This window comes from Dokdonella fugitiva, assembly GCF_004342425.1.
GTDB lineage: Bacteria > Pseudomonadota > Gammaproteobacteria > Xanthomonadales > Rhodanobacteraceae > Dokdonella_A > Dokdonella_A fugitiva.
Genome location: NZ_SLWQ01000003.1, coordinates 258,581 through 280,454, shown reverse-complemented (window position 1 = coordinate 280,454; position 21,874 = coordinate 258,581). Strand labels below are relative to the sequence as shown.

Here is a 21,874-nt window from a genome sequence, read left to right as displayed (position 1 = left end):
GAATCACGAATGACGAATCACCAATCACGAAATCCATCCAGATGGCAGTCGCCATCCGAACAGAACAAAGTTAACCGGAGCAATCCACAATGAGCCAGGGCAAAGTCGTACAGATCATCGGCGCCGTCGTCGACGTCGAATTCCCGCGCGAGTCCGTGCCTAAGGTGTACGACGCGCTCAAGGTCGAGGGCACCGCCTCGCCGATCACGCTCGAGGTGCAGCAGCAGCTCGGCGACGGCGTCGTGCGCACGATCGCGCTCGGCTCGACCGACGGCCTCAAGCGCGGCCTCGTCGCCCGCAACACGGGCAAGGCGATCAGCGTGCCGGTCGGCACCGCGACGCTCGGCCGCATCATGGACGTGCTCGGCAATCCGATCGACGAAGTCGGCCCGATCGACGCCAAGGACCACTGGGAAATCCATCGTCCGGCGCCGTCCTACGACGAGCAGGCGGCGGCGAGCGAACTGCTCGAAACCGGCATCAAGGTCATCGACCTCGTCTGCCCGTTCGCCAAGGGCGGCAAGGTCGGCCTGTTCGGCGGCGCCGGCGTCGGCAAGACCGTCAACATGCTCGAGCTCATCAACAACATCGCGACGCAGCACTCGGGCCTGTCGGTGTTCGCGGGCGTGGGCGAACGCACGCGCGAGGGCAACGACTTCTACCACGAGATGATCGACGCGGGCGTCGTCAAGCTCGACGACAAGACGCAGTCGAAGGTCGCGATGGTATACGGCCAGATGAACGAGCCGCCGGGCAACCGCCTGCGCGTCGCGCTGACCGGCCTGACCATGGCCGAGTACTTCCGCGACGAAAAGGACGCCAGCGGCAAGGGCCGCGACGTGCTGTTCTTCGTCGACAACATCTACCGCTACACGCTCGCGGGCACGGAAGTGTCGGCGCTGCTCGGCCGCATGCCGTCGGCGGTGGGTTACCAGCCGACGCTCGCCGAGGAAATGGGCGTGCTGCAGGAGCGCATCACCTCGACCAAGACCGGCTCGATCACTTCGATCCAGGCCGTCTACGTCCCGGCCGACGACTACACCGACCCGTCGCCGGCGACGACGTTCGCCCACCTCGATTCGACCGTCGCGCTGTCGCGCGACATCGCTTCGCTCGGCATCTACCCCGCGGTGGATCCGCTCGCCTCGACGAGCCGCCAGCTCGATCCGCTGGTGATCGGCCAGGAGCACTACGACGTCGCGCGTCGCGTGCAGGGCACGCTGCAGCGCTACAAGGAGCTCAAGGACATCATCGCGATCCTCGGCATGGACGAGCTCAGTGAAGACGACCGCAACACGGTCTATCGCGCACGCAAGATCGAGCGCTTCTTCTCGCAGCCGTTCACGGTCGCGCAGGTGTTCACCGGCGCGCCGGGCAAGTACGTCACGCTCAAGGAAACCATCCGCGGCTTCAAGATGATCTGCGACGGCGAGTGCGACCACCTGCCGGAACAGGCGTTCTACATGATCGGCGGCATCGACGAGGCCTTCGAGAAGGCCAAGGCGATGGAGAAGAAGGCGGCCTGAGGCCGGTATTCGTGATTCGGGATTGGTGATTGGAAAGTGCCGTCTGGAGGCCCCGCGAAGCGGGGGGCCGCCTTCGGCGAATCACGAATCACGAATCTCCAGTCGCGTCGATCGAACGAAGTGAGATAAACAATGAGCACAATCCGTTGCGACATCGTCAGCGCCGAGGAAGAAATCTTCCACGGCCAGGCGCAGATGGTCATCGCGACCGGCGAGATGGGCGAGCTCGGCATCGCGCCGCGCCACGCGCCACTCATCACGCGCCTCAAGCCCGGCCAGGTCCGCGTGCAGCTCGAGAACGGCGAAGAACAGTTCTTCTACGTCTCCGGCGGCATCCTCGAGGTGCAGCCCCAGGTCGTCACCGTCCTCGCCGACACCGCGATCCGCGCCAGGGACCTCGACGAGGCCGCCGCGCGCACGGCCAAGGACGAAGCCGAACGCGCGCTCGCGAACCGCACCGACGCACTCGAAGTCGCGCAGGCGCAGGCGCAGCTCGCGCAGGCGATGGCGCAGTTGCAGGCGCTGGAGCGCCTGCGTCGCTCCCTGAAGCACTGACCTCGCGATCCTCCTTGGATCGCACGGGTCGCTGCGCGCGGGGTCGTGAAGGCCCTGGTGTGCGCGGCTCCAGAGTGGCCATCCATGGCCACGCTCTTCAGGCAAGCAATGCACTCGACGCCGGCGTATGCCGGCGTTTCTCTCTGGCACGAACCTGCGCGCGAGCGGCGTTCCGGCATGTGTCGCCCGGAATCGGGCGACGACGCTGCGTTCCCGGCGGACGCGACGGACACCCCGCTTCAGCGGTAGACCCAATGCCGCGAAGCAAGGAAGCTGCCGAGGGCGAGCGTGCCGTCGACGAGGGGTTTGCCGAGCCAGGCGCCGTGCAGGCCGAACAGCGCATCGATCGTCGTTACGCCCGCCGTACTCAGCGTCGTGTTCGCGCACCAGAGCAGCACGTAACGGCCAAGTTGTCGCCAGCCCGGCCGCTGGCCGTCGCGCGCGAACGTGTAGTTGCCGTTGAGCCAGAACCCGAGCAGCGCGCCGACGACGCGGCCGGCGATGTTCGCTGCCGCGACCGGCACGCCCGCGCGGCTGAGCGCGAACATCACGCACCAGTCGGCGGCCCATTGCAGCAGGCCGACCGCGACGAACGAACGGCCCTGGCGCAACAGGCTCACGGCGTCGCCTGCACGGGCTCGATTTCCCACAGCTGCGCGGTTTCGGCGCGGGCAATGCGGCGGGCGCCGAGTGCGGCGAGCGCTGCGCGCTGCGCATCGCTCGAGCCGTCCGTGCGCGACAGCAGCCAGCGCGCGCCCGTCCCGCGGATCAGCGCCTGCCACGCCGCGCCGCTCGCGTCGTCGTCGGCGACGATTCGCGCGCGTTCCAGCGCGGGTGCATAGTGCGCGACGCTGCGCCCGCGCCGGCCGAGTTCGGCGACCCAGGGGGCGCGCGGATCGAGCGCGAGCACGATCGAGTCGCCGTCGTCACGCCGGCGCAGCTCGGCGACCAGCGTGCGTTCGGGCGCATAGCGGCGCAGCGCCTCGCTCGCGCCGTCGAGATGGCCGACCAGCTTGCGCAGCGTGTTCACGCCGAGCAGCCAGTGCGCATTGGCCTGGAACGCCAGGTTCGCCACGCAGAGGGAAAGCAGCAGCCGCGTCGCGACGCGCTGGCCGAGCGCGTGTACCGTCGCCACCGCAAGCGCGGGCACCAGCAGGACGAGGCCCGGAAACGCATAGCGCGCGTACTGCATCGGCAACAGCGGCACGAAAAGCATGATGCTCGCGACCACGGCGAGCGCGCGCGTCCTGCCCGCGGCGAGGGCGATCAACCACGCGCCGGCGAGCGCGACGAGCACGAAACCGAAGCCGCCGTCCACGGCCTCCAGGTAGCGATCGGTGTCGAACGTGATCGACCACGGCAGTCCGATGCCGAAGCCGGCATGCCAGCGCGGATCGACGAGCTGTTCGGCCGGCAGCAGCGGCGAGCGGAACACCTGATTGAACAACGGGAACAGCGGATTGCCGGTCGTGCGCCACGCCGCGACGTAGCTCGAGCCGGCGAGCAGTGCGAACAGCGCGAGCGCCGCGGGCAGTCGCGCCCATGGGATGCGCGTGCGCGCGCGTGCGAGTGCCCAGCCGACGAGTACGAGCGCGCAGACCGCGCTGCCGAACTTGAGCGCGACGAGGCCTGCGCAGACCACCGCGCCGGCGAACAATCGATCGACGCCAGGCTCAGGCGCCGCGCCACCCTGCGCTTCGACGACGAGGAGCGCACCGGCGAGCAGCAGCGCGGTCGTCGGCAACTCGGTATGCATGCCGCCGAGCAGCGCGGCGAGCAACGGCAGGCTCGCGCAGAGCGCGACGGCGAGCCACGCCGTCGCCGCATCCGCATCGACGCGGCGGGCGAGCCGCCACGTCGCCGCAGCGGCGACGAGCAGCCACAGCGCATCGAGTGCGCCGCGCGCCTCGCGCTGCGCGACGACCTGCGCGATGCCCTGCAGTACGTCGCCGAGCCACGGTGCCAGTGCCCAGATCTGCCGCGCCGGATCGGCGAGGTACGCCGCATCGCGCTGCAGCTGGCTCGGCAGGGCGAGATGGTAGGCGAGGTCGTCGGCCTGCATCGTCGGCAGCCAGGCGCCCACCGACGCAAGCCCGAGGGCGAACACGGCAACGGCAGCGAGCGACGGCGACGCCGCGACCGCGGCGCGCCAGCCGAGGCGTGCGCGCCCGAGGCCGTCGCGCAGCGCCGCGCGCCGCCACACGCACATCGCGCCGAGCAGTGCCGCATGGACCCAGGCATGGTGCACCGGCCACGACAGCGTCCATCCCGCCACGCCACCGATCAGCGCGAGCCCGACGGGAAGCGCAATGACAGGGTCGCGCGGGCCGGCAAGGACGCTGCCGATCGCGCACGCCGCCGCGCCGAGCAAGGCGACCGAGAGCACCGGCGGCACGCCCGCGAAGCGCACGAGCGCAAGCGCCCACACCAGGGCGAGCGCGGTCGCGAACGGCATCGCGCGCAGGCGGCGCAGCAGCAGGGCGGCCGCGAGCGCGCCCAGCGCGAGCACGAGGCCGTCGCCGGCGCGCTTCCAGGGCAGGTCGAGCCAGGATCGATGGACCACGAAGCCCACGGCACACGCGGCCACGCCTGCCCACACGAGGGCGGCGGCGGCGATCGGGCGTCGGCTGGCGGGCATCGTCGGGGACCGGGACCGGGCAGCCGCGCATGCTAGCAGCGGCGGCGAACGCATCACATCGGCCTGCAGGCCACCGTGGCAGTATCGGCGCGCCCATCGGAGCCCCAGCCATGCGCCGCGCCCGTTTCGCCCTCCCCTTGCTCCTGTCGCCATGCCTCGCGCACGCGCAGAACGCGTCGACGTTCGGCACGCTCGAGGGCTACGGCACGCTCGCGGCCGGTGGCGTGGTGGCGACCATCACCGGTGATGCGAACCGCAACGCGACCGCGCAACTGGAGTGGCGCGCGCAGGGGGCGCCGGCGTGGCGCGCCGGGCATCCGCTCGTGCGCGTCGACGCCACGCATTTCCTCGGCAGCCTGTTCTGGCTCGAGGCGGGACATGCCTACGACGTGCGCGTGACGCTCGCCGACCCGGATGGCGTGGGCGCGACGCCTGCGCGCACGGCGAGCGTGGTGACGCGCGCCGAAGCGTCGCCCTTCGTTCCGACGCGCACGCTCTACGTCTCGCCCGGCGGCTCGGACGCGCACGACGGCAGCAGCCCCGCGCAAGCCCTGAAGACGATCCAGCGCGCCGCAAACCTGGCACGCCCGGGCGATCTCGTCTCGGTCGCCGCGGGCATCTACCGCGAGAGCGTCGGCGTGCCGCAATCGGGCAGCGCGAGCCAGCCGATCGTGTTCCGCGGTGCACCCGGCGCGATCCTCGACGGCGCCGACGCGGCGATCGCCGCCGGCGCGAGCTGGACCAATGCGGGCAATGGCGTGTGGTCGCGCGCGACCGGCTTCGCCACCGCGCTCGTCGTCAGCGACCAGGGCCGCCTGTTCCCGTATGCGAGCCTCGCCGCCCTGCGCACGCTTTCGTCGGGTGCACCGGGCGGCTTCCAATTCGACGGCACGACGCTGTCGGTCAAGTTCAGCGACGGCTCGAGCCCGGCGCAGCGCCACGTCGACGTCGCGCGCCTGCCGGCCGGCTTCGTCCTCGACGGCGTGCACCACGTGCGCATCGAGAACTTCGAGATCCGCCACTACGGCAGCGACGAGTACGGCAAGGGCATCTATCTGCGCTACGCGAGCGACACGATCGTCTCCGGCAACACGCTGCGCGAGAACGCCGCGACCGGCGTCTGGCTCAAGGGCGGCGACCGCAACCTGATCGAGCACAACGTCGTCAGCGACAGCTCGATCTTCGGCTGGCCGTGGGAGGCGACCCACGACAGCAGCGCGCAGAACAACGCGATCTACTTCACCAACGACGTCGGCCGCGGCAACGTGATACGCCGCAACACCGTGCACGACACCTACGACGGCCTGCATCCGTGCGGCGACTCGGCGCCACCCGCCGGCTTCAGCAACGAGACCGACGTCTACGAGAACACGATCTACCGCCACAACGACGACGCGATCGAGGCCGAGGGCTACTGCGCGAACCTGCGCATCTGGGGCAACCGCATCCAGGACAGCCTGATGGCGTTCGCGGTCGCGCCGGCGGGCGCCGGACCGGTATGGATCGTGCGCAACATCGCCTGGAACCTCGGCAACACGCGTTCCGCGCTCGTCGACGGCTACACCTCGAGCGGCATCAAGATCAACAGCGACTACCCGACGCCGGTCGGCCCGCTGCTGCTCTACCACAACAGCGTCGTGACGACGGCGCCGGATACCGCCGCGCTCGTCTTGCTCGATCCGGGCGTGACGACCTCGCTGCGCAGCCGCAACAACCTCTACGAGGGCACGCACTCCGCGCTGCGCAAGATCAACACGATCGCGCTCGACCTCGACTACGACGACCTGCATGCCGCGGCCACGCCACTCGTGCGCTGGTATTCGACCAGCTACGCCGACCTCGCCGCGCTGCGTGCCGGCACGGGACAGGAGTTGCACGGCGTGTCGGCGCCGCCGCTGCTCGGCGCGCCCGCCGCGGGCGACTTCATGCCGATTCCCGCGAGCCCGCTCGTCGATCGCGGCGTGCCCCTGCCCGGCATCAACGACGCCTACGCCGATGCCGCACCGGACATCGGCGCGGTCGAGCGCATCGACCTCATCTTCGCCGACGGCTTCGACTGAGCCGGCGGGCGGACGGCGCCGACGGTCGGCGCGACGGCAACCCCGATCCGCCTCTAGAATGTGAGCCACGTCTCACCGACGGGTCCCCGCGGGGTGGTCATGCCGCCCTCACGGGCCCGCCTGCGGCATCGGGGCCGGGGGGGACGGGTGGCGCGGCGCGGCCGCGACCTTGCGAGCCGGGCGCGCCATGGCGTCCGGCATCCTGTCGAGAGGATGTTCCGTGACGAGCACACCCCTGCATGTGATCGTCCTCGCCGCCGGCGAGGGCAAGCGGATGAAGTCGGCCAAGCCGAAGGTGCTGATGCCGCTCGCCGGCCGACCGATGCTCGCCCACGTGCTCGACGCGGCACGCGCGCTGCAGCCGGCGCGCATCCACCTCGTCTACGGCCATCTCGGCGAGCAGGTCAAGGCGGCCGTCACCGACCTCGGCGACCTCGCCTGGGTGCACCAACCCGAACAGCGCGGCACCGGCCACGCGGTCAAGCTGGCCATGCCCGACGTGCCGGAAGACGCACGCGTGCTCGTGCTGTACGGCGACGTGCCGCTGATCCGCACCGACACCCTGCGCAAGCTGCTCGCGGTCGAAGTGCCGCTTGCCGCGCTCGTCACGCAGCTCGAGAATCCCTACGGCTACGGCCGCGTCGTGCGCGACGGCATCGGCCGCATCCGCGCGATCGTCGAGGAGAAGGACGCGACGCTCGAACAGCGCGCGATCACCTGGGTCAACAGCGGCATCCTTGCAGCCGATGCGCGCCGCCTGCGCGTGTGGATCAACAACCTCACCGATGCCAACGCGCAGCGCGAGTACTACCTCACCGACGTGTTCGAGCAGGCGAACGACGAAGGCGAGCCGGCCGAGGCGGTGCCGTGCATCAATCCGCAGGAAGTGTTCGGCGCCAACGATCCATGGCAACTCGCCGGCCTCGAGCGCATGCACCAGCGCCTGCGCGCGACCCAGCTCGCCGCCGCGGGCGTGCGCTTCGCCGACCCGGTGCGCTTCGACGTGCGCGGCGACGTACGCGTCGGCCGCGACGTCGAGATCGACGTCGACGTGATCCTCGAGGGCCTGGTCGAACTCGGCGACGAAGTGCGCATCGGGCCGTTCTGCCGCGTGCGCAACTCGACCCTCGCCGCCGGCACGATCGTGCATTCGCACTGCAACCTCGACGGCGTGGTCACCCACGGCCCGTGCGACATCGGCCCGTTCGCGCGCCTGCGCCCCGGCACCGAACTCGCCGCGCACGCGCGCATCGGCAACTTCGTCGAGACGAAGAAGTCGCGCTTCGGCGAACACTCGAAGGCGAACCACCTCGCCTACGTCGGCGACGCCGAGGTCGGCCGCGACGTCAACATCGGCGCCGGCACGATCACCTGCAACTACGACGGCGTGAACAAGCACGCGACGACGATCGAGGACGGCGCCTTCATCGGCTCGAACACCGCGCTCGTCGCGCCGGTGCGCGTCGGCAAGGACGCGACGATCGGTGCCGGCTCGGTGATCGGCAAGGAAGCGCCCGCGGGCGAGCTCACGGTCGCCCGCGCGCGCCAGACCACGGTACCGGGCTGGCGGCGGCCGAAGAAGGGCTGAGGCGCGCGCCGCGTCAGCGCGCGCCCGGTCGCGGCGCGATGCCGACCGCGCGCTCGATCGCCATGGGATCGTACAGCTTGCCGCCCTTGATCACGGTCGCGACCTTGCGGATGTCGGCGATGTCGCGCGTCGGATCGCCGTCGACGAGCACCATGTCGGCGTACTTGCCCGGAGCGATCACGCCGCGGTCGCGCGCAACGCCCATGACCTCGGCGGGCACCAGCGTCGCGATGCGCAGCACCTCGGCCGGGGCGATGCCTGCCTTCGCATAGAGCTCGAGCTCGTGGTGCAGCTGGTAGCCGGCGAGCGCGTCGGTACCGGGGATGATCGTGACGCCGGCGTCGTGCAGCGCCTTGAGCAGGGCGAGCATGGCCGGGAACGCCGCGCGGTACGCGTCCTCCTGTCCCTCGGGCACCGGCAGCGCGTTGCCGTATAGGCTGCGTCGCACCTGCGGCGGCAGTCGCGGTGCGACGGCTTCGAGGCCGGGCATGATCGCCTCGGGGTCGGCGCTGAACAGGTTCTCGAAGATCGTCATGGTCGGATCGAGCACCGTGTGGTGCGCCTTCAGGAATGCGATGAACTCGCGCACCTCCGGCCGGTCGGGCGTGAACTCGCGCGCATGTTCGGCGACCTTGATGAAGCGGTCGCGGTTGCGCGTTTCCTTCACGCCCGGATAGAGGAAATTGAGCATCACGAAGTTGAGGTGCTGGAGCTCGTCGGCGCCGCCCTCGACGAACTGCCGTGCCGACATGAACGCCGGCACGTGCCCGCTCACGCGCAGACCGCGCTCGTGCGCGCGCGCGGCGAGCACCGGCATCAGCTCCGGCTTGATCGACGAGTAGATCTTGATCTGCGCGTAGCCGTGGTCGGCGTACCAGTCGACGGCCTTGGTCGCCTCGGCAGCGGTGTCGACGCGCATCTTCGTCGGCCCGGCCAGTTCGCCGGTGCCGTCGATGATGCCTGCCTTCAGCACGCGCGGGCCGATCTCGCTGCCGTCGTCGAAGCGCGCGACGCGCGCGAGGAAGCCGTCGGTGTCGTTGGCCATGTCGCGCGCGCTGGTGACGCCGTTGGCGATGTCGAGCAGGCCGTCGAACTCGCTGAAATGCTGGTGGTTGTCCCACAGGCCCGGCATGAGGAAGCGCCCGTGCGCATCGAGCACCTCGGCATCACCCGCATCCTGCAGGGCCGCATCGGGCGCAATGCGCACGATGCGTTCGCCGCGCACGAGCACGCTCGTGTGCTCGCTCACGCCGAGGTCGCGCGGATCGAACACGCGCGCGTCGCGTATCAGCAGGCCACCCTTGGGCGTACGCGCGAGTTCGCGCGCGAGGCGCGCCGAGCGCGCGTTGTCGGTCTCGTCCTGCGCCGCCTGCAGCGGCTCGAGACTCTTCGCCAGCGCCTCCGGCACGATCGAGAACCAGCCCGAGACGATCGCCCCGGTCGCGCCGTCGCCCTCGAGCCAGATCGGTTGCGGCGTGAAGTCGAGGCCGGCGACGCGGTACTGGCGCAGCTCGCGCCCGCCGGCGCGGACGATGCCGTGCGCTTCGAGCGTCGCTTCGCCGGTCGGCAGCAGGGCGAGCCGATGGCCGGGCGCCTTGAGCAGCGCGCGCGCGAGCACGCCGAGGAACTCCGGCGGCGGATTGGCCGGCATGTAGAACGCGCCTGCGGCGGGCGCGCTGCCGTGCTCGGTGCGGTTGCGCCAGCTCGCCTTGCCGTCGACGATCGCGAAGTGCTCCTCGACCGGTGCCTTCATGTAGTCGTTGCCGCGTCCCTCGTAGGTGACCGGCCGGCCCGCATCGTCGAGGGTCCAGTCGGCGACGACATGGTCGCCGCGGCCGCGATCGTTGTACGAATACTCGGCATGCACGCGGCTGCCGACAGCCGCATCGACGGTCTGCGTGCCGGCGGCGATGCCCTGGATCAGGATCGTGTCGGTGCGGGCGGCGGCGAATGCGGGCGCGATGCAGGCGGCGAACAAGGCGGCGGCGAGAATGCGCGACATGATGGACTCCGATGGGCGGAGCGCCGAGCTTAGCCGGCCCTCCGCGCCGCCCGCCCCTGCCGAAAGGCAATCCCCGTCGCGGATCGCTCTTGCTAGACTTGCGCGCCGCCTAGCAGGAAGCCGGGAAACGGACCGTGCTCCTTTTCTCGCTGCAGCGATCCTGTGGATCGTGCCTGCGGGCGCTTCCCCTTCAGCCTGCCGGAGCCCCGAATGGACGCTGCCGCTCTGCCCCGTCCCGACGATACCCGCGTCGCCGTCATCGGCCTCGGTTACGTCGGCCTGCCGCTCGCGGTCGGCTTCGGCCGCCACCTGCCGACGCTCGGCTTCGACATCAACCGGGCGCGCATCGCCGAGCTGCGCGAGCACCGCGACCACACGCTCGAGGTGTCCAGCGAGGAACTCGCGGCGACGCCGCAGCTGCGCTTCAGCGCCGACGCGGACGACCTCCAGGCGTGCAACGTCTTCATCGTCACCGTGCCGACGCCGATCGACGACGCCAAGCGCCCCGACCTCACGCCGCTCGTCTCGGCGAGCCGCACGGTCGGCAAGGCGATCGGGCGCGGCGCGGTGGTGGTGTTCGAGTCGACCGTGTACCCGGGCGCGACCGAGGAAGTGTGCGTGCCGATCATCGAGCGCGAGTCGGGGCTGCGCTTCAACGTCGACTTCTACGCGGGCTACAGCCCGGAGCGCATCAATCCCGGCGACAAGGAACATCGCCTCGAGACGATCCTCAAGGTGACCTCGGGTTCGACGCCCGCCGCCGCGGACTTCGTCGACGCGCTGTACCGCCGCGTCGTCACGGCCGGCACGCACAAGGCATCGAGCATCCGCGTCGCCGAAGCGGCGAAGGTGATCGAGAACACGCAGCGCGACCTCAACATCGCGCTCATCAACGAACTCGCGCTGATCTTCCACCGGCTCGGCATCGACACCGCCGAAGTGCTCGCCGCGGCAGGCACCAAGTGGAACTTCCTGCCGTTCCGCCCCGGCCTCGTCGGCGGCCACTGCATCGGCGTCGACCCGTACTACCTCACGCACAAGGCGCAGCAGATCGGCTATCACCCGGAAGTGATCCTCTCCGGCCGGCGCATCAACGACGGCATGGGCCAGCACGTCGCGCAGCGCGTGATCAAGCTCATGACGCAGCGGCGCATCCACGCCGCGGGCGCGAACATCCTCGTGCTCGGCCTCGCCTTCAAGGAGAACTGCCCGGACCTGCGCAACACGCGCGTGACCGACGTCGTCGGCGAGTTCAGGAGCTACCACGCCGACGTCGACGTGTACGACCCCTGGGTCGACGCCGCCGAAGCACGCCATGAATACGGCCTCGAGCTCGTGCCCGAACTCGCGCCGGGCAAGTACGACGCGGTCATCCTCGCGGTCGCGCACCGCCAGTTCCTCGAACTCGGCGCCGAGCGCATCCGCGCGCTCGGCAAGCCCGGCTGCGTGCTGTTCGACGTCAAGCAGGCGTTGCCGCGCGAGCTCGTCGACGACCGGCTGTAGGGCGGCACGCGCTTGGCGCGTGCCGCCGCAACGCGACGACACGACCGCCGGACGCGAAGCGCGGCCGGCCCATGGAGAAGACACATGCGCATCCTCGTCACCGGCGCCGCCGGCTTCATCGGATCCACCCTGAGCCATCGCCTGCTCGAGCGTGGCAACGACGTGCTCGGCTACGACAACCTCAACGACTACTACGACCCGACCTTGAAGGAAGCGCGGCTCGCGCGGCTGGCGCCGCACGCGAACTTCCGTTTCGTGCGCGGCGCGCTCGAGGACCGGCCGGCACTCGAACGCGCGTTCGCCGAATTCCGTCCGCAGCGCGTCGTCAACCTCGCCGCACAGGCGGGCGTGCGGTACTCGCTGACCAATCCCTACGCCTACGTCGAGGCCAACCTCGTCGGCTTCATCAACGTGCTCGAAGCCTGCCGCCACGGCGGCGTCGAACACCTCGTCTACGCGTCGTCGAGTTCGGTCTATGGCGCGAACCGCAAGCTGCCGTTCTCGGTGCAGGACGCCGTCGACCACCCGGTCAGCCTCTACGCCGCGACGAAGAAGGCGAACGAGCTGATGGCGCACACCTACAGCCACCTGTACCAGCTGCCGACCACGGGCCTGCGCTTCTTCACCGTGTACGGGCCCTGGGGGCGGCCGGACATGGCGCTGTTCCTGTTCACGCGCAAGATCCTCGCCGGCGAGCCGATCGAGGTGTTCAACCATGGCAAGCACACGCGCGACTTCACCTACATCGACGACATCGTCGAGGGCGTGATCCGCACGCTCGACCGCGTGCCCGCGGGCGACCCCGCGTTCGATCCGATGCACCCCAATCCGGGCTCCTCGGCGGCGCCGTACCGCGTTTACAACATCGGCAACAACCGGCCGGTCGAGCTGGCGCACTACATCGAGGTGCTCGAGCAGAAGCTCGGCCGTCGCGCCGAGAAGATCCTGCTGCCGCTGCAGCCGGGCGACGTGCCGGACACGTTCGCCGACGTCGCCGAACTCTCGCGCGACACCGGCTACGCCCCGTCGACGCCGGTCGAAGTGGGCATTGGCCGCTTCGTCGACTGGTACCGCGCGTACTACGCGGTCTGAAGCGGCGGGGCGCGCCACGGGGCACCGCGACGGCCGACCGGCAGGTTGCCGTGGTCCGGGGATACCGGCGCCACGCAGGTGGACTATCCTGTCCAGGACCCCGGCGATGAAGGGCGCCGCGCGTCGCCGATACCGTCCTGGGTCGTCATGAAAGTGTGATAGGGTTCACATTTCCATAGGGAGGGAGCGCGCCATGTCGCCATTCGTCCGGCTGGTCCTGATCACTATCGTGTTGATTTTTCAAGGCTGTGCCGCGGGACCCGGGGTAAGCACCGGAACGCCGCAGATCAATCCCGAAGCGCAAGCGGTCAGCGTCTACCGGATCGGCGTCGACGACATCGTCGAGGTGTCGGTCTGGCACAACCCCGACCTCAGCGCGAAGGTGCCCGTGCGCCCGGACGGCATGATCTCGATCCCGCTCGTCGGCGACGTCATGGCCGGCGGCAAGACGCCCGAGGAGGTCTCGGCCGAGATCGCCGGCAAGCTCAAGACCTACATCCGCGATCCGCAGGTCGCGGTGATCCTGACCGAACTGCGCAGCCACGAGTACCTCTCGCGCGTGCGCGTGACCGGCGCCGTGCGCAACCCGGTCTCGGTGCCGTACCGGCAGGGCATGACCGTGCTCGACGCGGTGCTCGCCGCCGGCGGCACCACCGAATTCGCGGCGGGCGACCGCACCGAGCTGTACCGCAAGGAAGGCGAAAGCACGCGCGCCTACGCTGTGCGCCTCGACCAGATCCTCAAGAAGGGTGACCTGTCGACGAACTACCCGGCCCAGCCGGGCGACGTGATCACCGTGCCCGAACGCGTGTTCTGACCGGGCGGAGCGGCGAAATGGCGAATGCGATGGTGCCGATGGGCGAACTGGTGCCGGTGCTGCTGACCGAGGCGCGCCGGCGCAAGCTCACGCTCGGCACGATGTTCGCGGTCATCGCGATCGCCGCGCTGGTCATCGGCGTGTCGTTGCCGCGCAAGTACGAATCGTCGACGACGATCCTCGTGCAGGAAAGCAACATCGTCACCGGCCTCATGGAAGGCCGCGCGGTCGCGACCGGCGTCGCCGACCGCGCCGCGATCGCGCGCGAGGTGATCTTCAGCCGCAAGGTGATGACCGAGATCCTCGCCGCGGGTGGCTGGCTCGACAGGCATCCTTCGGCGATCGAGCAGGACCGCATGATCGAGGCGATCACCGACCGCACGAAGATCACCAGTCCGCGCGACAACCTGATCCAGATCACCTACGCCGACAGCCTCCCGGAGCGCTCGTTCCACGTCACCCAGCGCCTCGCCGAACTCTTCATCCAGGAAAGCCTCGCCGCGAAGGAGCGCGAGAGCCGCAACGCGTTCGAGTTCATCGACGGCCAGGTCCAGGCCTACCACAAGAAGCTCACCGACGCCGAAGACAAGCTCAAGACGTACCGCGAGGCCAACGTCGACGCGCGACCCGGCGGCGAGGCCGACAGCAACAGCCGCATCGCCCAGTTGCGCAGCCAGATCGAACAGGCGCGGCTCGAGCTCATGGAACAGCGTTCGCGCGAGAGCGCGCTCGTCTCGCAGGTGTCGGGCGAGTCCGAGATCACCGCGGTGCAGACGCGCGCGAGCACCTACCGCGTGCAGCTCGCGGAACTCCAGAACCAGCTCGACCGCCTGCTGCTCACCTACACCGACGACTATCCTGACGTCGTGCGCATCCGCCACCAGATCCAGGACATCCAGGATGCGCTCAAGCGCGACGAGCAGCAGCGCGCCCTCGCGCCCCGGACGAACAAGGGACCGTCGTCGGTCGACGACAGCATCCAGTACAACCCGCTCTACCAGGAACTGCGCAGCAAGCTCAACGAAGCGCGCCGCAACGGTTCGGCGATCGCCTCGCGCCTGAGCGTGACCGAAGGCATGCTCGAAGCCGAACTCGAGCGCAGCAAGCGCATCGCCAATTCGGAGAACGCGCTGTCCGAACTCACGCGCGACTATGAAGTGAACCGCGACATCTACCAGGACCTGCTCAAGCGCCGCGAGAACGCGCGCGTGTCGATGGACCTCGACGCCAAGCAGCAGGGCCTCACCTTCCGCATCCAGGAACCGGCGGTGATGCCGGTGCGCCCGTCCGGACTGCGCCTCATGCATTTCGCGATCGCCGGGCTCCTGCTCGGCATCCTCCTTCCACTCGGCCTGCTCTTCGGCTATGCGCGGTTCGACCCGCGCGTGCGCTCGGCGGCGCAGATCGAGCGCATGGCCGGCGTGCCGGTGCTGGCGACGATTCCCGCCTACCCGACGCCGGGCGACCGCCGCCGCAACGCATTGCATGGCACCGTGCTCATCGTCATCATCATCGGCGTGCTGCTCACCTACGCGGCGATGTACTGGATCCGCCTGGAGGTCATGCGATGAGCGCGGGCGACAGTGGCAAGCCGGCCGACCACGTCGGCGGCGCGCTCGAGGCCGCCGCGAGCAAGCTCGGCGTGCGCACGAGCGCGAGCCGCTCGATCGCGCGCATGGCCGAGCCGAACGCGCTGACGCCGCGCCAGCTGGACGAGCGACGCCTGATCCATCGCGACGATTCGGTGCGCCAACAGGCCGACGCGTTCCGCGAGATCCGCACGCGCCTGCTCGCGCTCGGCGGCGACCAGAACTTCGTGACGATGATCGCGCCGGTCAGCCCCGGCTCCGGCGGCAGCTTCGTCGCGCGCAACCTCGCCGCCGCGTTCGCGTTCGACGAGGCGAAGACCGCTTTGCTGATCGACTGCAATCCGCGCCATGCCGCGCAACACAAGGCGCTCGGCACGGAACCGGGCCCCGGCCTGATCGACTACCTCGACCACCCGGCGATGGGCATGGAGCCGATCATCCACCGCACGGGCATCCCGCGCTTGCGCCTGATCCCGTCGGGCAAGCCGCGCGAAACCAGCGGCGAATACTTTTCCTCGTTCCGCATGCGCGCCGCGCTCGATTCGCTGCGCTGCCGCTACCCGGACCGCTACCTGTTCCTCGACGGCCCGGCGGTGAAGGGTTCGCCGGACGCGCGCATCCTGTCCGACCTCGCCGACTTCGTCGTGCTCGTCGCCGGTTACGGTCGCGACACACCGGCGGCGATCGCGCAGGCGGCGGCGATCTTCGACCCGAACCGTTTCGCCGGCGTGGTGTTCGACGAATTGCCCTGATCCGCATGGTGCGGCACGCGTGTCGAGGAAACGTGACGTATCGGCTCGCGGGTGCGGTTGCCGTGGACGCGGGAACCGCGGGTCCTGATAGGGAGGGGAGACCAATGCGTATCACCCATCGCGGCTGGTTCGCCGCCGGCATCGCGCTCGCCGCGGCCGGCGCGCCGTCGGCGCAGGCGGAGCCCGCGCTGAACTACAGCGTCGGCGTCGAACTCGAGCAGAACGACAACATCAACCTGAGCCGCGACAACCCGGTCGAGGAGACCGTGCTGACGCCGACCCTCGGTTTCGACCTGAGGCAGCAGGGCGCGGTACTCAGCGCGACCGCCGCCGGCAGCGTCTCGTACCGCGACTACCTCGGCGGCAAGTTCTCCGACGAACTGCGCGGCCTGCTCTCCGGCGTGGCGACGTGGTCGATCAGCCCGGAGCGCTTCGACTGGGTCGCCGAGGACTACCTCGGCCGCCAGCCGGTCAACGTGCTGCAGGCGGACGTGCCGAGCAACCAGCAGCAGACCAACGTGTTCAGCACCGGGCCGACCTGGCGCGCGCGCCTCGGCGACAACCTGCGCGGCCGCCTCGACCTGCGCTACACGAACACCTACGCCGAGGAAACGAACGACTTCGACAGCGACCGGTTCAGCGCCGCGGCGCGCCTCGCCTGGCTGCTCGGCGCGCTCGACACCGTCAGCGGCTCGCTGACCGCATCGCGCGTGCGCTACGACGAAGCCGCGTCGCGACCGTTCGACTACGACCGCGAGGATGCCTACGTCGGCTACGAGCACACCACCAATACGCTCAAGCTGCAGGCCGCCGCGGGCTACAGCTGGGTCGACCTGCGCGGGCCCGACAACCGTTCCGGCGCGCTGCTCAGCTTCGGCCTGCGCTGGATGCCGTCGTCGGCGACCGACCTGGGCATCAGCGCGGCGCGCCAGTTCGCCGACGCGAGCCAGGATCTCGTCATCGATCCCGCCTCGATCGGCAACCTCGGCGTCGGCAGCGGCCGCAACGGTGCGGTGATCTCGCCGCAGCTCTACGTCGAGAAGCGCATCGGCCTCGACTTCAACCACCGCGAGGAGCGTTACACCTTCAGCGTCGCGCCGTTCTGGCGCAAGATCGACTACATCGAAGGCGAGTTCTTCAGCCAGCACGCGTACGGCTGGACCGCGACGTTCAACTGGCTGTTCCGGCCGACCTTCGCACTATCGCTGTCGACCGGCCGCGAGCATCGCGACTACAGCGACCTCGACCGCACCGATACCGACGCGAGCTACTCGATGGCGCTGTCGTGGCGCCAGACCAGCCACTGGACGTGGGCGCTGCGCGCGACGCACGCGCTGCGCGACAGCACGCTGCGCGAAGCGGGTTACTCGGACAACGCGGTCATCCTCTCCGTGACCTACACGCGCTGACGACGGGGCCGGATGATCGACGCGATTCCCTCCAGCACGACGGCGACGCGCAGCATCGCCCTCATGTATCACGCGATCGGCGGACCCGGCAGCCCGGACGCCGCGCAGGACCCGCACTACACGGTCGAGGCGTCGCGCTTCGCGACGCAGCTCGACGCGCTCGTGCGCGTCGCCGGCGGCGCGACGAGCGCGCGCGACTGGCTCGCCGCGCCGAGCCGCGCGGTCGTGCTCACCTTCGACGACGGCCATGCGAGCAACCACGCGCTGGCCTGGCCGATGCTCGCCGAGCGCGGCCTGCGCGCGGACTTCTTCGTCAATCCGGGCAAGGTCGGCGAAGCCGGGCTGGCGAGCTGGGCGCAGCTGCGCGAGATGGCGGCAGGCGGGATGTCGATCCAGTCGCATGGCTGGAACCACCGCTACTTCACCGAGCTCGACGACCGCGCCCTGCGCGAAGACCTGCTGCGTTCGCGCCTCGCGATCGAGGACCACGTCGGTACCGCGGTCACCCTGCTCGCGCCGCCGGGCGGGCGCATGCGCGCCGAGCTGCCGGCGGTCGCGCGCGAATGCGGATACACGCACGTGCTCGGCTCCGAGCCCGGCGTGCTCGACGGCGCCGCGAGTACGCGCGCGCTGCCGCGCATGAGCGTGACCGCGGCGCTCGACGCCGCGACGCTCGAACGCTGGATCGCCGGTCGCGGCATCGCGCGCGCGCGCCTGCGCTACGGCGTGCTCGGCTTCGCCAAGCGCGCGCTCGGCGATCGCCGTTACGAACGCCTGCGCGGCCGCCTGCTCGGCCAGGGGGATGTCGCCCGATGAAATGGACCTTCGTGCTCAGCCTGCTCGCGCTCGGCTGGACCTACCTCGGCTATCCGCTCGCGATGCTCGCGCGCGCGCTGTACCGCCCGCGGCGCGTGCAACCGGCCGAGTGGGAGCCGGACGTCGAGATCGTCATCGTCGCGCACAATGCCGCCGGGGAACTCGCCGCCAAGCTCCGGAACATCGCCGCGCTCGACTATCCGCCGGACAAGCTCCGCTTCCACGTCGCCTCGGACGGCTCGGAGGACCACACGCCGACCGTGCTGCGCGAGTTCGGCGATCCGCGCCTGGTGCCCTACGTGTTCCCGGTGCGGCGCGGCAAGTCCGCCTGCCTCGGCGACATCGTGCCCAGGCTCGAGGCCGACGTCGTGCTGTTCGCCGACGCGCGCCAGCGCATCGAACCCGGCGCGCTGCGCGCGCTGCTGCGCGTGCTGTCGGACCCGCGCGTCGGCGCGGTCGGCGGCGAGCTCGCCTTCGAGCGCAGCTACAGCGACTACGGCGACGGCGTCGACTTCTACTGGCGCTACGAAACCTTCATCCGCGGCAACGAAGCGCAGAGCGGCTCGGTCGTCGGCGTCAGCGGCGCGCTGTACGCGGCGCGACGCGCGCTGCTGCCGCGGATCCCCGAAGGCCTCATCCTCGACGACCTGTGGATCCCGCTGCAGATCGCCCGTGACGGCTCGCGCATCCTCTTCAGCAGCGAAGCGCGCGCATGGGACCGGCCGTCGAAGGACGCGGCGATCGAATCACTGCGCAAGCGCCGCACGCTCGCCGGCAACTTCCAGCTGATCGCGCGCGAACCCTCGCTGCTGCTGCCGTGGGCGCACCCGCTCGGCTGGCGCCTGTGGGGCCACAAGTGGCTGCGCCTGTTCGCGCCGTGGTTCATGCTCGCCGCCTTCGTGAGCAACCTCGCGCTGGTCGCCGAGTCGCCGAAGTGGACCCTGCTCGCGCTCGCCCAGGTCGCGTTCTACGGGCTCGCGTTCGCCGCGATGCGCAAGCCGGAGCTGCTGCGCATCGCGCCGGTGCGCGTGATCACGACCTTCGTGCGCATGAACGGTTACGCCGTGCTCGGCCTGCACGACTTCCTCACCGGGCGCGCCGCCGCGGCGTGGTCGGTCACCCGACGCGGGGACACCTGATCGATGGCCACGAGCACGAGTTCTCCCCGCCCGCTGCGCATCCTCTACGTCGTCTCGCTGTTCCCGTGCTGGTCGGAGACGTTCATCGTGCGCGAAATGCACGCGCTGCTCGAACGCGGCGCGCAGCTTTCGATCCTGTCGCTGAAACCGGCGAGCGAGAAGATCGTGCAGGAGCGCGCCGCCGTGCTGCTCGACCGCACGCTGCATCCGCGCGGCGCGCCCGCCTCGGTGCTCGCCTTCCTCGGCCTCGTGCTGCGCCGGCCACTGGTCACGCTCGGCTTCGTCGCGCGCCTCGTCGCCGGCCTCTGGCGCCAGCCGAAGGTGTTGTTCAACAGCCTCGGCGCGATCTGCCGCGCGGCCGGCCAGTTGCACCGACTGCGTGCCTTCGAAGCCGATCTCGTGCACGCGCCGTGGGCGACCTACCCGGCGACGGTCGCCTGGTTCCTGTCGCGCCTGCTCGGCAAGCCGTTCTCGTTCACCAGCCGCGCGCACGACATCTTCGTCGAGGACCACATGATGGCGGCCAAGCTCGCCGCGACGAGCCTCGCGGTGACGATCACGCGCAACAACGTCCGCCACATGCAGCGCTGGATCGATCCGCCGGGTTCGGTGCCGATCCAGGTCATGCACTCGGCGCTCGAACTGGACGAGACGCGCTATTCGCGCGAAGGGCGCCTGCCGCATCGCCTGCTCTCGGTCGGCCGGCTCGACCCGATCAAGGGCTTCGACGTGCTGCTGCCCGCGCTCGCGCTGCTGCGCGACCGTGGCATCGCCTTCGACAGCGTCGTCATCGGCGAAGGCGAGGAACGTGCACGGCTCGAGGCGCAGCGCGACCAGCTCGGCCTGCAGGACCGCGTCGCCTTCGTCGGCGCCAAGCCGCAGGCCGAGGTACGCCGGGCGATGGCCGAATCGACGCTCATGGTCATGCCCTGCGTCGTCACGCCGGAGGGCAATGCCGACGGCATCCCGAACGTACTCACCGAAGCGATGGCGGCAGGACTGCCGGTCATCAGCACGCGCGTGTCGGGCATCCCCGAGCTCGTCGACGACGGCGTCAGCGGCCGCATCGTCGAGCAGCGCGATGCCGCCGCGCTCGCCGACGCGATCGCCGCGCTGCTCGCCGATCCCGCGCTCCGCGACGCCTACGCCGCGGCCGGACGGGCCAAGGTCGAGCGCGAGTTCGACGTGCGCATCGAAGCCGGGCGCCTGTTCGACTGCTTCGTGAAGGTCGCGCGTGGCTAGCACGGGCGCTCCCGCACGCGTGCTCGTCGTCAGCGACGAGATGGAGGTCGGCGGCAGCCAGCGCCAGATCGCGCACCTGCTCGCCGGGCTCGACCGCACGCGCTGGCAGGCGGAGCTGCTGTTTTTCCGCAACCGTTCCTTCCTTGCCGACCGCCTCGTCGAGGCGGGCATCCGCGTGCACGAACTGCCCAAGCACGGCCGCGTCGATCCGCGCTTCGTGCTGTGCCTCGCCGCGTTGCTGCGCCGCGGCCGCTACGACATCGTGCATTGCTATTCGCTCACCGCGGAGCTGTGGGTGCGCGCCGTGCTGCCGCTCGCGCCGCGCTGCGCCTTCATCGCGTCCGTGCGCGGCCTGTGCCTGCACCATACGCGCCAGCAGTGGCGCTTCAAGCGCTGGATCGTGCGGCGCGCGGACGCGGTCATCGCCAACGCGCGCGCGGGCGCGCGCGCTACCGCCGAACATACCGGCCTGCCGCTCGCGCAGATCAGCCTCGTGCCGAACGGGGTGGAAATCCCCGCACCGCTCGCGCCGGAGCGACGCGCGGCGGAACGCGATGCGCTCGGCGTCCCGCCGGGGCGTCGCTGCGGCCTGTTCGTCGGCCGCTTCGTCGTCGTCAAGGACATCCCGTTGCTGCTCGATGCCCTCGCGCGCGTCGCGCCGGAGCGACGACCGTTCCTGCTGCTCGCCGGCGGCGGGCCGCTCGACGCCGAACTGCGCGATCGCGCCGGGCAGCTCGGCCTCGAGGCGGACGTGCGCTTCCTCGGCGAGCGCAGCGACGCGCAAACGCTGATGCAGTGCGCCGACTTCCTCGTGCTCTGCTCGCGCGAGGAGGGCCTTTCCAATGTCGTGCTCGAGGCGATGGCCGCGGGCTGCGCGCCGATCGCGTCCGCGGTCGGCGGCAACCCCGAGCTCGTCGAGCACGAACACAACGGGCTGCTGTTCCCGGGCGGCGATGCGGACGCCCTCGCCGCCGCACTCGAGCGCATCGGCGGCGACGACGCGCTGCGCGTGCGCCTCGGCACCGCGGCGCGCGCCGACGCCGAGCAGGGCTATGCGATCGAGGAAATGGTCCGGCGCACCGAAGCGGTGTACGCACGCGTGTCCGGCGCGCCCCACTCCGCCGGCGGGAGCTGAAGCGATGCCCC

17 protein-coding genes are annotated in these 21,874 nt (G+C 70.3%); 14 read left to right on the top strand and 3 right to left on the bottom strand.

The window, feature by feature from the left end:
• The first annotated feature begins 89 nt into the window (after nt 1-89).
• The gene (atpD, locus tag EV148_RS08015) at nt 90-1,526 is read left to right on the top strand and encodes a F0F1 ATP synthase subunit beta (RefSeq protein ID WP_131996214.1); all 1,437 of its coding nucleotides are present in this window, start codon (nt 90-92) and stop codon (nt 1,524-1,526) included.
• Between the two features lie 132 nt (nt 1,527-1,658).
• Nucleotides 1,659-2,081 carry a F0F1 ATP synthase subunit epsilon gene (locus tag EV148_RS08010; RefSeq protein WP_131996211.1) on the top strand — a complete coding sequence of 141 codons (423 nt, stop codon included), beginning with the start codon at nt 1,659-1,661 and terminating at the stop codon, nt 2,079-2,081.
• Between the two features lie 239 nt (nt 2,082-2,320).
• On the opposite strand, the gene EV148_RS08005 is transcribed toward EV148_RS08010, so the two are convergent.
• Together EV148_RS08005 and EV148_RS08000 are read right to left on the bottom strand one after the other, a co-directional pair.
• A complete protein-coding gene (locus tag EV148_RS08005; RefSeq protein WP_131996208.1) occupies nt 2,321-2,701 on the bottom strand; it encodes a GtrA family protein in 381 nt (126 codons plus the stop codon).
• Entirely contained in the window at nt 2,698-4,644 is a 1,947-nt protein-coding gene (locus EV148_RS08000; RefSeq protein ID WP_131996205.1) for a hypothetical protein, read from the bottom strand. Before EV148_RS08000 ends, EV148_RS08005 begins: the two co-directional genes overlap by 4 nt.
• Nucleotides 4,645-4,829: 185 nt before the next feature.
• Between EV148_RS08000 and EV148_RS07995 the strand changes: the two genes are divergently transcribed.
• Nucleotides 4,830-6,779 (top strand): right-handed parallel beta-helix repeat-containing protein, encoded by a 1,950-nt coding sequence (locus EV148_RS07995; RefSeq protein ID WP_158287379.1) that lies wholly within the window; start codon nt 4,830-4,832, stop codon nt 6,777-6,779.
• Nucleotides 6,780-6,999: 220 nt separating this feature from the next.
• Nucleotides 7,000-8,367, top strand: coding sequence for a bifunctional UDP-N-acetylglucosamine diphosphorylase/glucosamine-1-phosphate N-acetyltransferase GlmU (gene glmU / locus EV148_RS07990; RefSeq protein WP_277871134.1), 1,368 nt, complete (start codon nt 7,000-7,002; stop codon nt 8,365-8,367).
• Between the two features lie 13 nt (nt 8,368-8,380).
• Here the strand turns inward: glmU and EV148_RS07985 are convergent, their stop codons facing one another.
• Nucleotides 8,381-10,369: an amidohydrolase family protein gene (locus EV148_RS07985; protein WP_131996196.1), complete on the bottom strand. Its 1,989-nt coding sequence runs from the start codon at nt 10,367-10,369 to the stop codon at nt 8,381-8,383.
• Nucleotides 10,370-10,579: 210 nt separating this feature from the next.
• Here EV148_RS07985 and tviB point away from each other — a divergent pair, with 210 nt between their 5' ends.
• The 10 genes from tviB (at nt 10,580) to EV148_RS07935 (ending at nt 21,863) form a co-directional block, all read left to right on the top strand.
• Nucleotides 10,580-11,872 (top strand): Vi polysaccharide biosynthesis UDP-N-acetylglucosamine C-6 dehydrogenase TviB, encoded by a 1,293-nt coding sequence (gene tviB / locus EV148_RS07980; protein ID WP_131996193.1) that lies wholly within the window; start codon nt 10,580-10,582, stop codon nt 11,870-11,872.
• 84 nt (nt 11,873-11,956) lie between these two features.
• A complete protein-coding gene (locus tag EV148_RS07975) occupies nt 11,957-12,964 on the top strand; it encodes an NAD-dependent epimerase (protein WP_131996190.1) in 1,008 nt (335 codons plus the stop codon).
• Between the two features lie 193 nt (nt 12,965-13,157).
• Nucleotides 13,158-13,781, top strand: a complete 624-nt coding sequence (locus EV148_RS07970; RefSeq protein ID WP_131996187.1) for an XrtA/PEP-CTERM system exopolysaccharide export protein — start codon at nt 13,158-13,160, stop codon at nt 13,779-13,781.
• A 17-nt stretch (nt 13,782-13,798) separates the two neighbouring features.
• Nucleotides 13,799-15,352: an XrtA system polysaccharide chain length determinant gene (locus EV148_RS07965; RefSeq protein ID WP_241988023.1), complete on the top strand. Its 1,554-nt coding sequence runs from the start codon at nt 13,799-13,801 to the stop codon at nt 15,350-15,352.
• Nucleotides 15,349-16,122 carry a P-loop NTPase family protein gene (locus EV148_RS07960; RefSeq protein ID WP_131996184.1) on the top strand — a complete coding sequence of 258 codons (774 nt, stop codon included), beginning with the start codon at nt 15,349-15,351 and terminating at the stop codon, nt 16,120-16,122. Before EV148_RS07965 ends, EV148_RS07960 begins: the two co-directional genes overlap by 4 nt.
• A gap of 104 nt (nt 16,123-16,226) precedes the next feature.
• Nucleotides 16,227-17,531: a porin family protein gene (locus EV148_RS07955; RefSeq protein WP_131996181.1), complete on the top strand. Its 1,305-nt coding sequence runs from the start codon at nt 16,227-16,229 to the stop codon at nt 17,529-17,531.
• A 12-nt stretch (nt 17,532-17,543) separates the two neighbouring features.
• Nucleotides 17,544-18,347 carry a polysaccharide deacetylase family protein gene (locus EV148_RS07950; RefSeq protein WP_131996178.1) on the top strand — a complete coding sequence of 268 codons (804 nt, stop codon included), beginning with the start codon at nt 17,544-17,546 and terminating at the stop codon, nt 18,345-18,347.
• Nucleotides 18,344-19,486 carry a glycosyltransferase gene (locus tag EV148_RS07945; RefSeq protein WP_158287378.1) on the top strand — a complete coding sequence of 381 codons (1,143 nt, stop codon included), beginning with the start codon at nt 18,344-18,346 and terminating at the stop codon, nt 19,484-19,486. Before EV148_RS07950 ends, EV148_RS07945 begins: the two co-directional genes overlap by 4 nt.
• A gap of 3 nt (nt 19,487-19,489) precedes the next feature.
• Nucleotides 19,490-20,728, top strand: a complete 1,239-nt coding sequence (locus EV148_RS07940) for a glycosyltransferase (RefSeq protein WP_131996172.1) — start codon at nt 19,490-19,492, stop codon at nt 20,726-20,728.
• Nucleotides 20,721-21,863, top strand: coding sequence for a glycosyltransferase (locus EV148_RS07935; RefSeq protein ID WP_131996169.1), 1,143 nt, complete (start codon nt 20,721-20,723; stop codon nt 21,861-21,863). The genes EV148_RS07940 and EV148_RS07935 overlap by 8 nt, the downstream gene beginning before the upstream one ends.
• Nucleotides 21,864-21,874 lie beyond the last annotated feature (11 nt).

What these genes read in the sequence shown, in the direction of transcription:
- atpD (WP_131996214.1), top strand. Translation starts at nt 90, where the DNA reads ATGAGCCAGGGCAAAGTCGTACAGATCATCGGCGCCGTCGTCGACGTC.
- EV148_RS08010 (WP_131996211.1), top strand. Translation starts at nt 1,659, where the DNA reads ATGAGCACAATCCGTTGCGACATCGTCAGCGCCGAGGAAGAAATCTTC.
- EV148_RS07995 (WP_158287379.1), top strand. Translation starts at nt 4,830, where the DNA reads ATGCGCCGCGCCCGTTTCGCCCTCCCCTTGCTCCTGTCGCCATGCCTC.
- EV148_RS07985 (WP_131996196.1), bottom strand. Translation starts at nt 10,369, where the DNA reads ATGTCGCGCATTCTCGCCGCCGCCTTGTTCGCCGCCTGCATCGCGCCC.
- tviB (WP_131996193.1), top strand. Translation starts at nt 10,580, where the DNA reads ATGGACGCTGCCGCTCTGCCCCGTCCCGACGATACCCGCGTCGCCGTC.
- EV148_RS07975 (WP_131996190.1), top strand. Translation starts at nt 11,957, where the DNA reads ATGCGCATCCTCGTCACCGGCGCCGCCGGCTTCATCGGATCCACCCTG.
- EV148_RS07970 (WP_131996187.1), top strand. Translation starts at nt 13,158, where the DNA reads ATGTCGCCATTCGTCCGGCTGGTCCTGATCACTATCGTGTTGATTTTT.
- EV148_RS07965 (WP_241988023.1), top strand. Translation starts at nt 13,799, where the DNA reads ATGGCGAATGCGATGGTGCCGATGGGCGAACTGGTGCCGGTGCTGCTG.
- EV148_RS07960 (WP_131996184.1), top strand. Translation starts at nt 15,349, where the DNA reads ATGAGCGCGGGCGACAGTGGCAAGCCGGCCGACCACGTCGGCGGCGCG.
- EV148_RS07955 (WP_131996181.1), top strand. Translation starts at nt 16,227, where the DNA reads ATGCGTATCACCCATCGCGGCTGGTTCGCCGCCGGCATCGCGCTCGCC.
- EV148_RS07950 (WP_131996178.1), top strand. Translation starts at nt 17,544, where the DNA reads ATGATCGACGCGATTCCCTCCAGCACGACGGCGACGCGCAGCATCGCC.
- EV148_RS07945 (WP_158287378.1), top strand. Translation starts at nt 18,344, where the DNA reads ATGAAATGGACCTTCGTGCTCAGCCTGCTCGCGCTCGGCTGGACCTAC.
- EV148_RS07940 (WP_131996172.1), top strand. Translation starts at nt 19,490, where the DNA reads ATGGCCACGAGCACGAGTTCTCCCCGCCCGCTGCGCATCCTCTACGTC.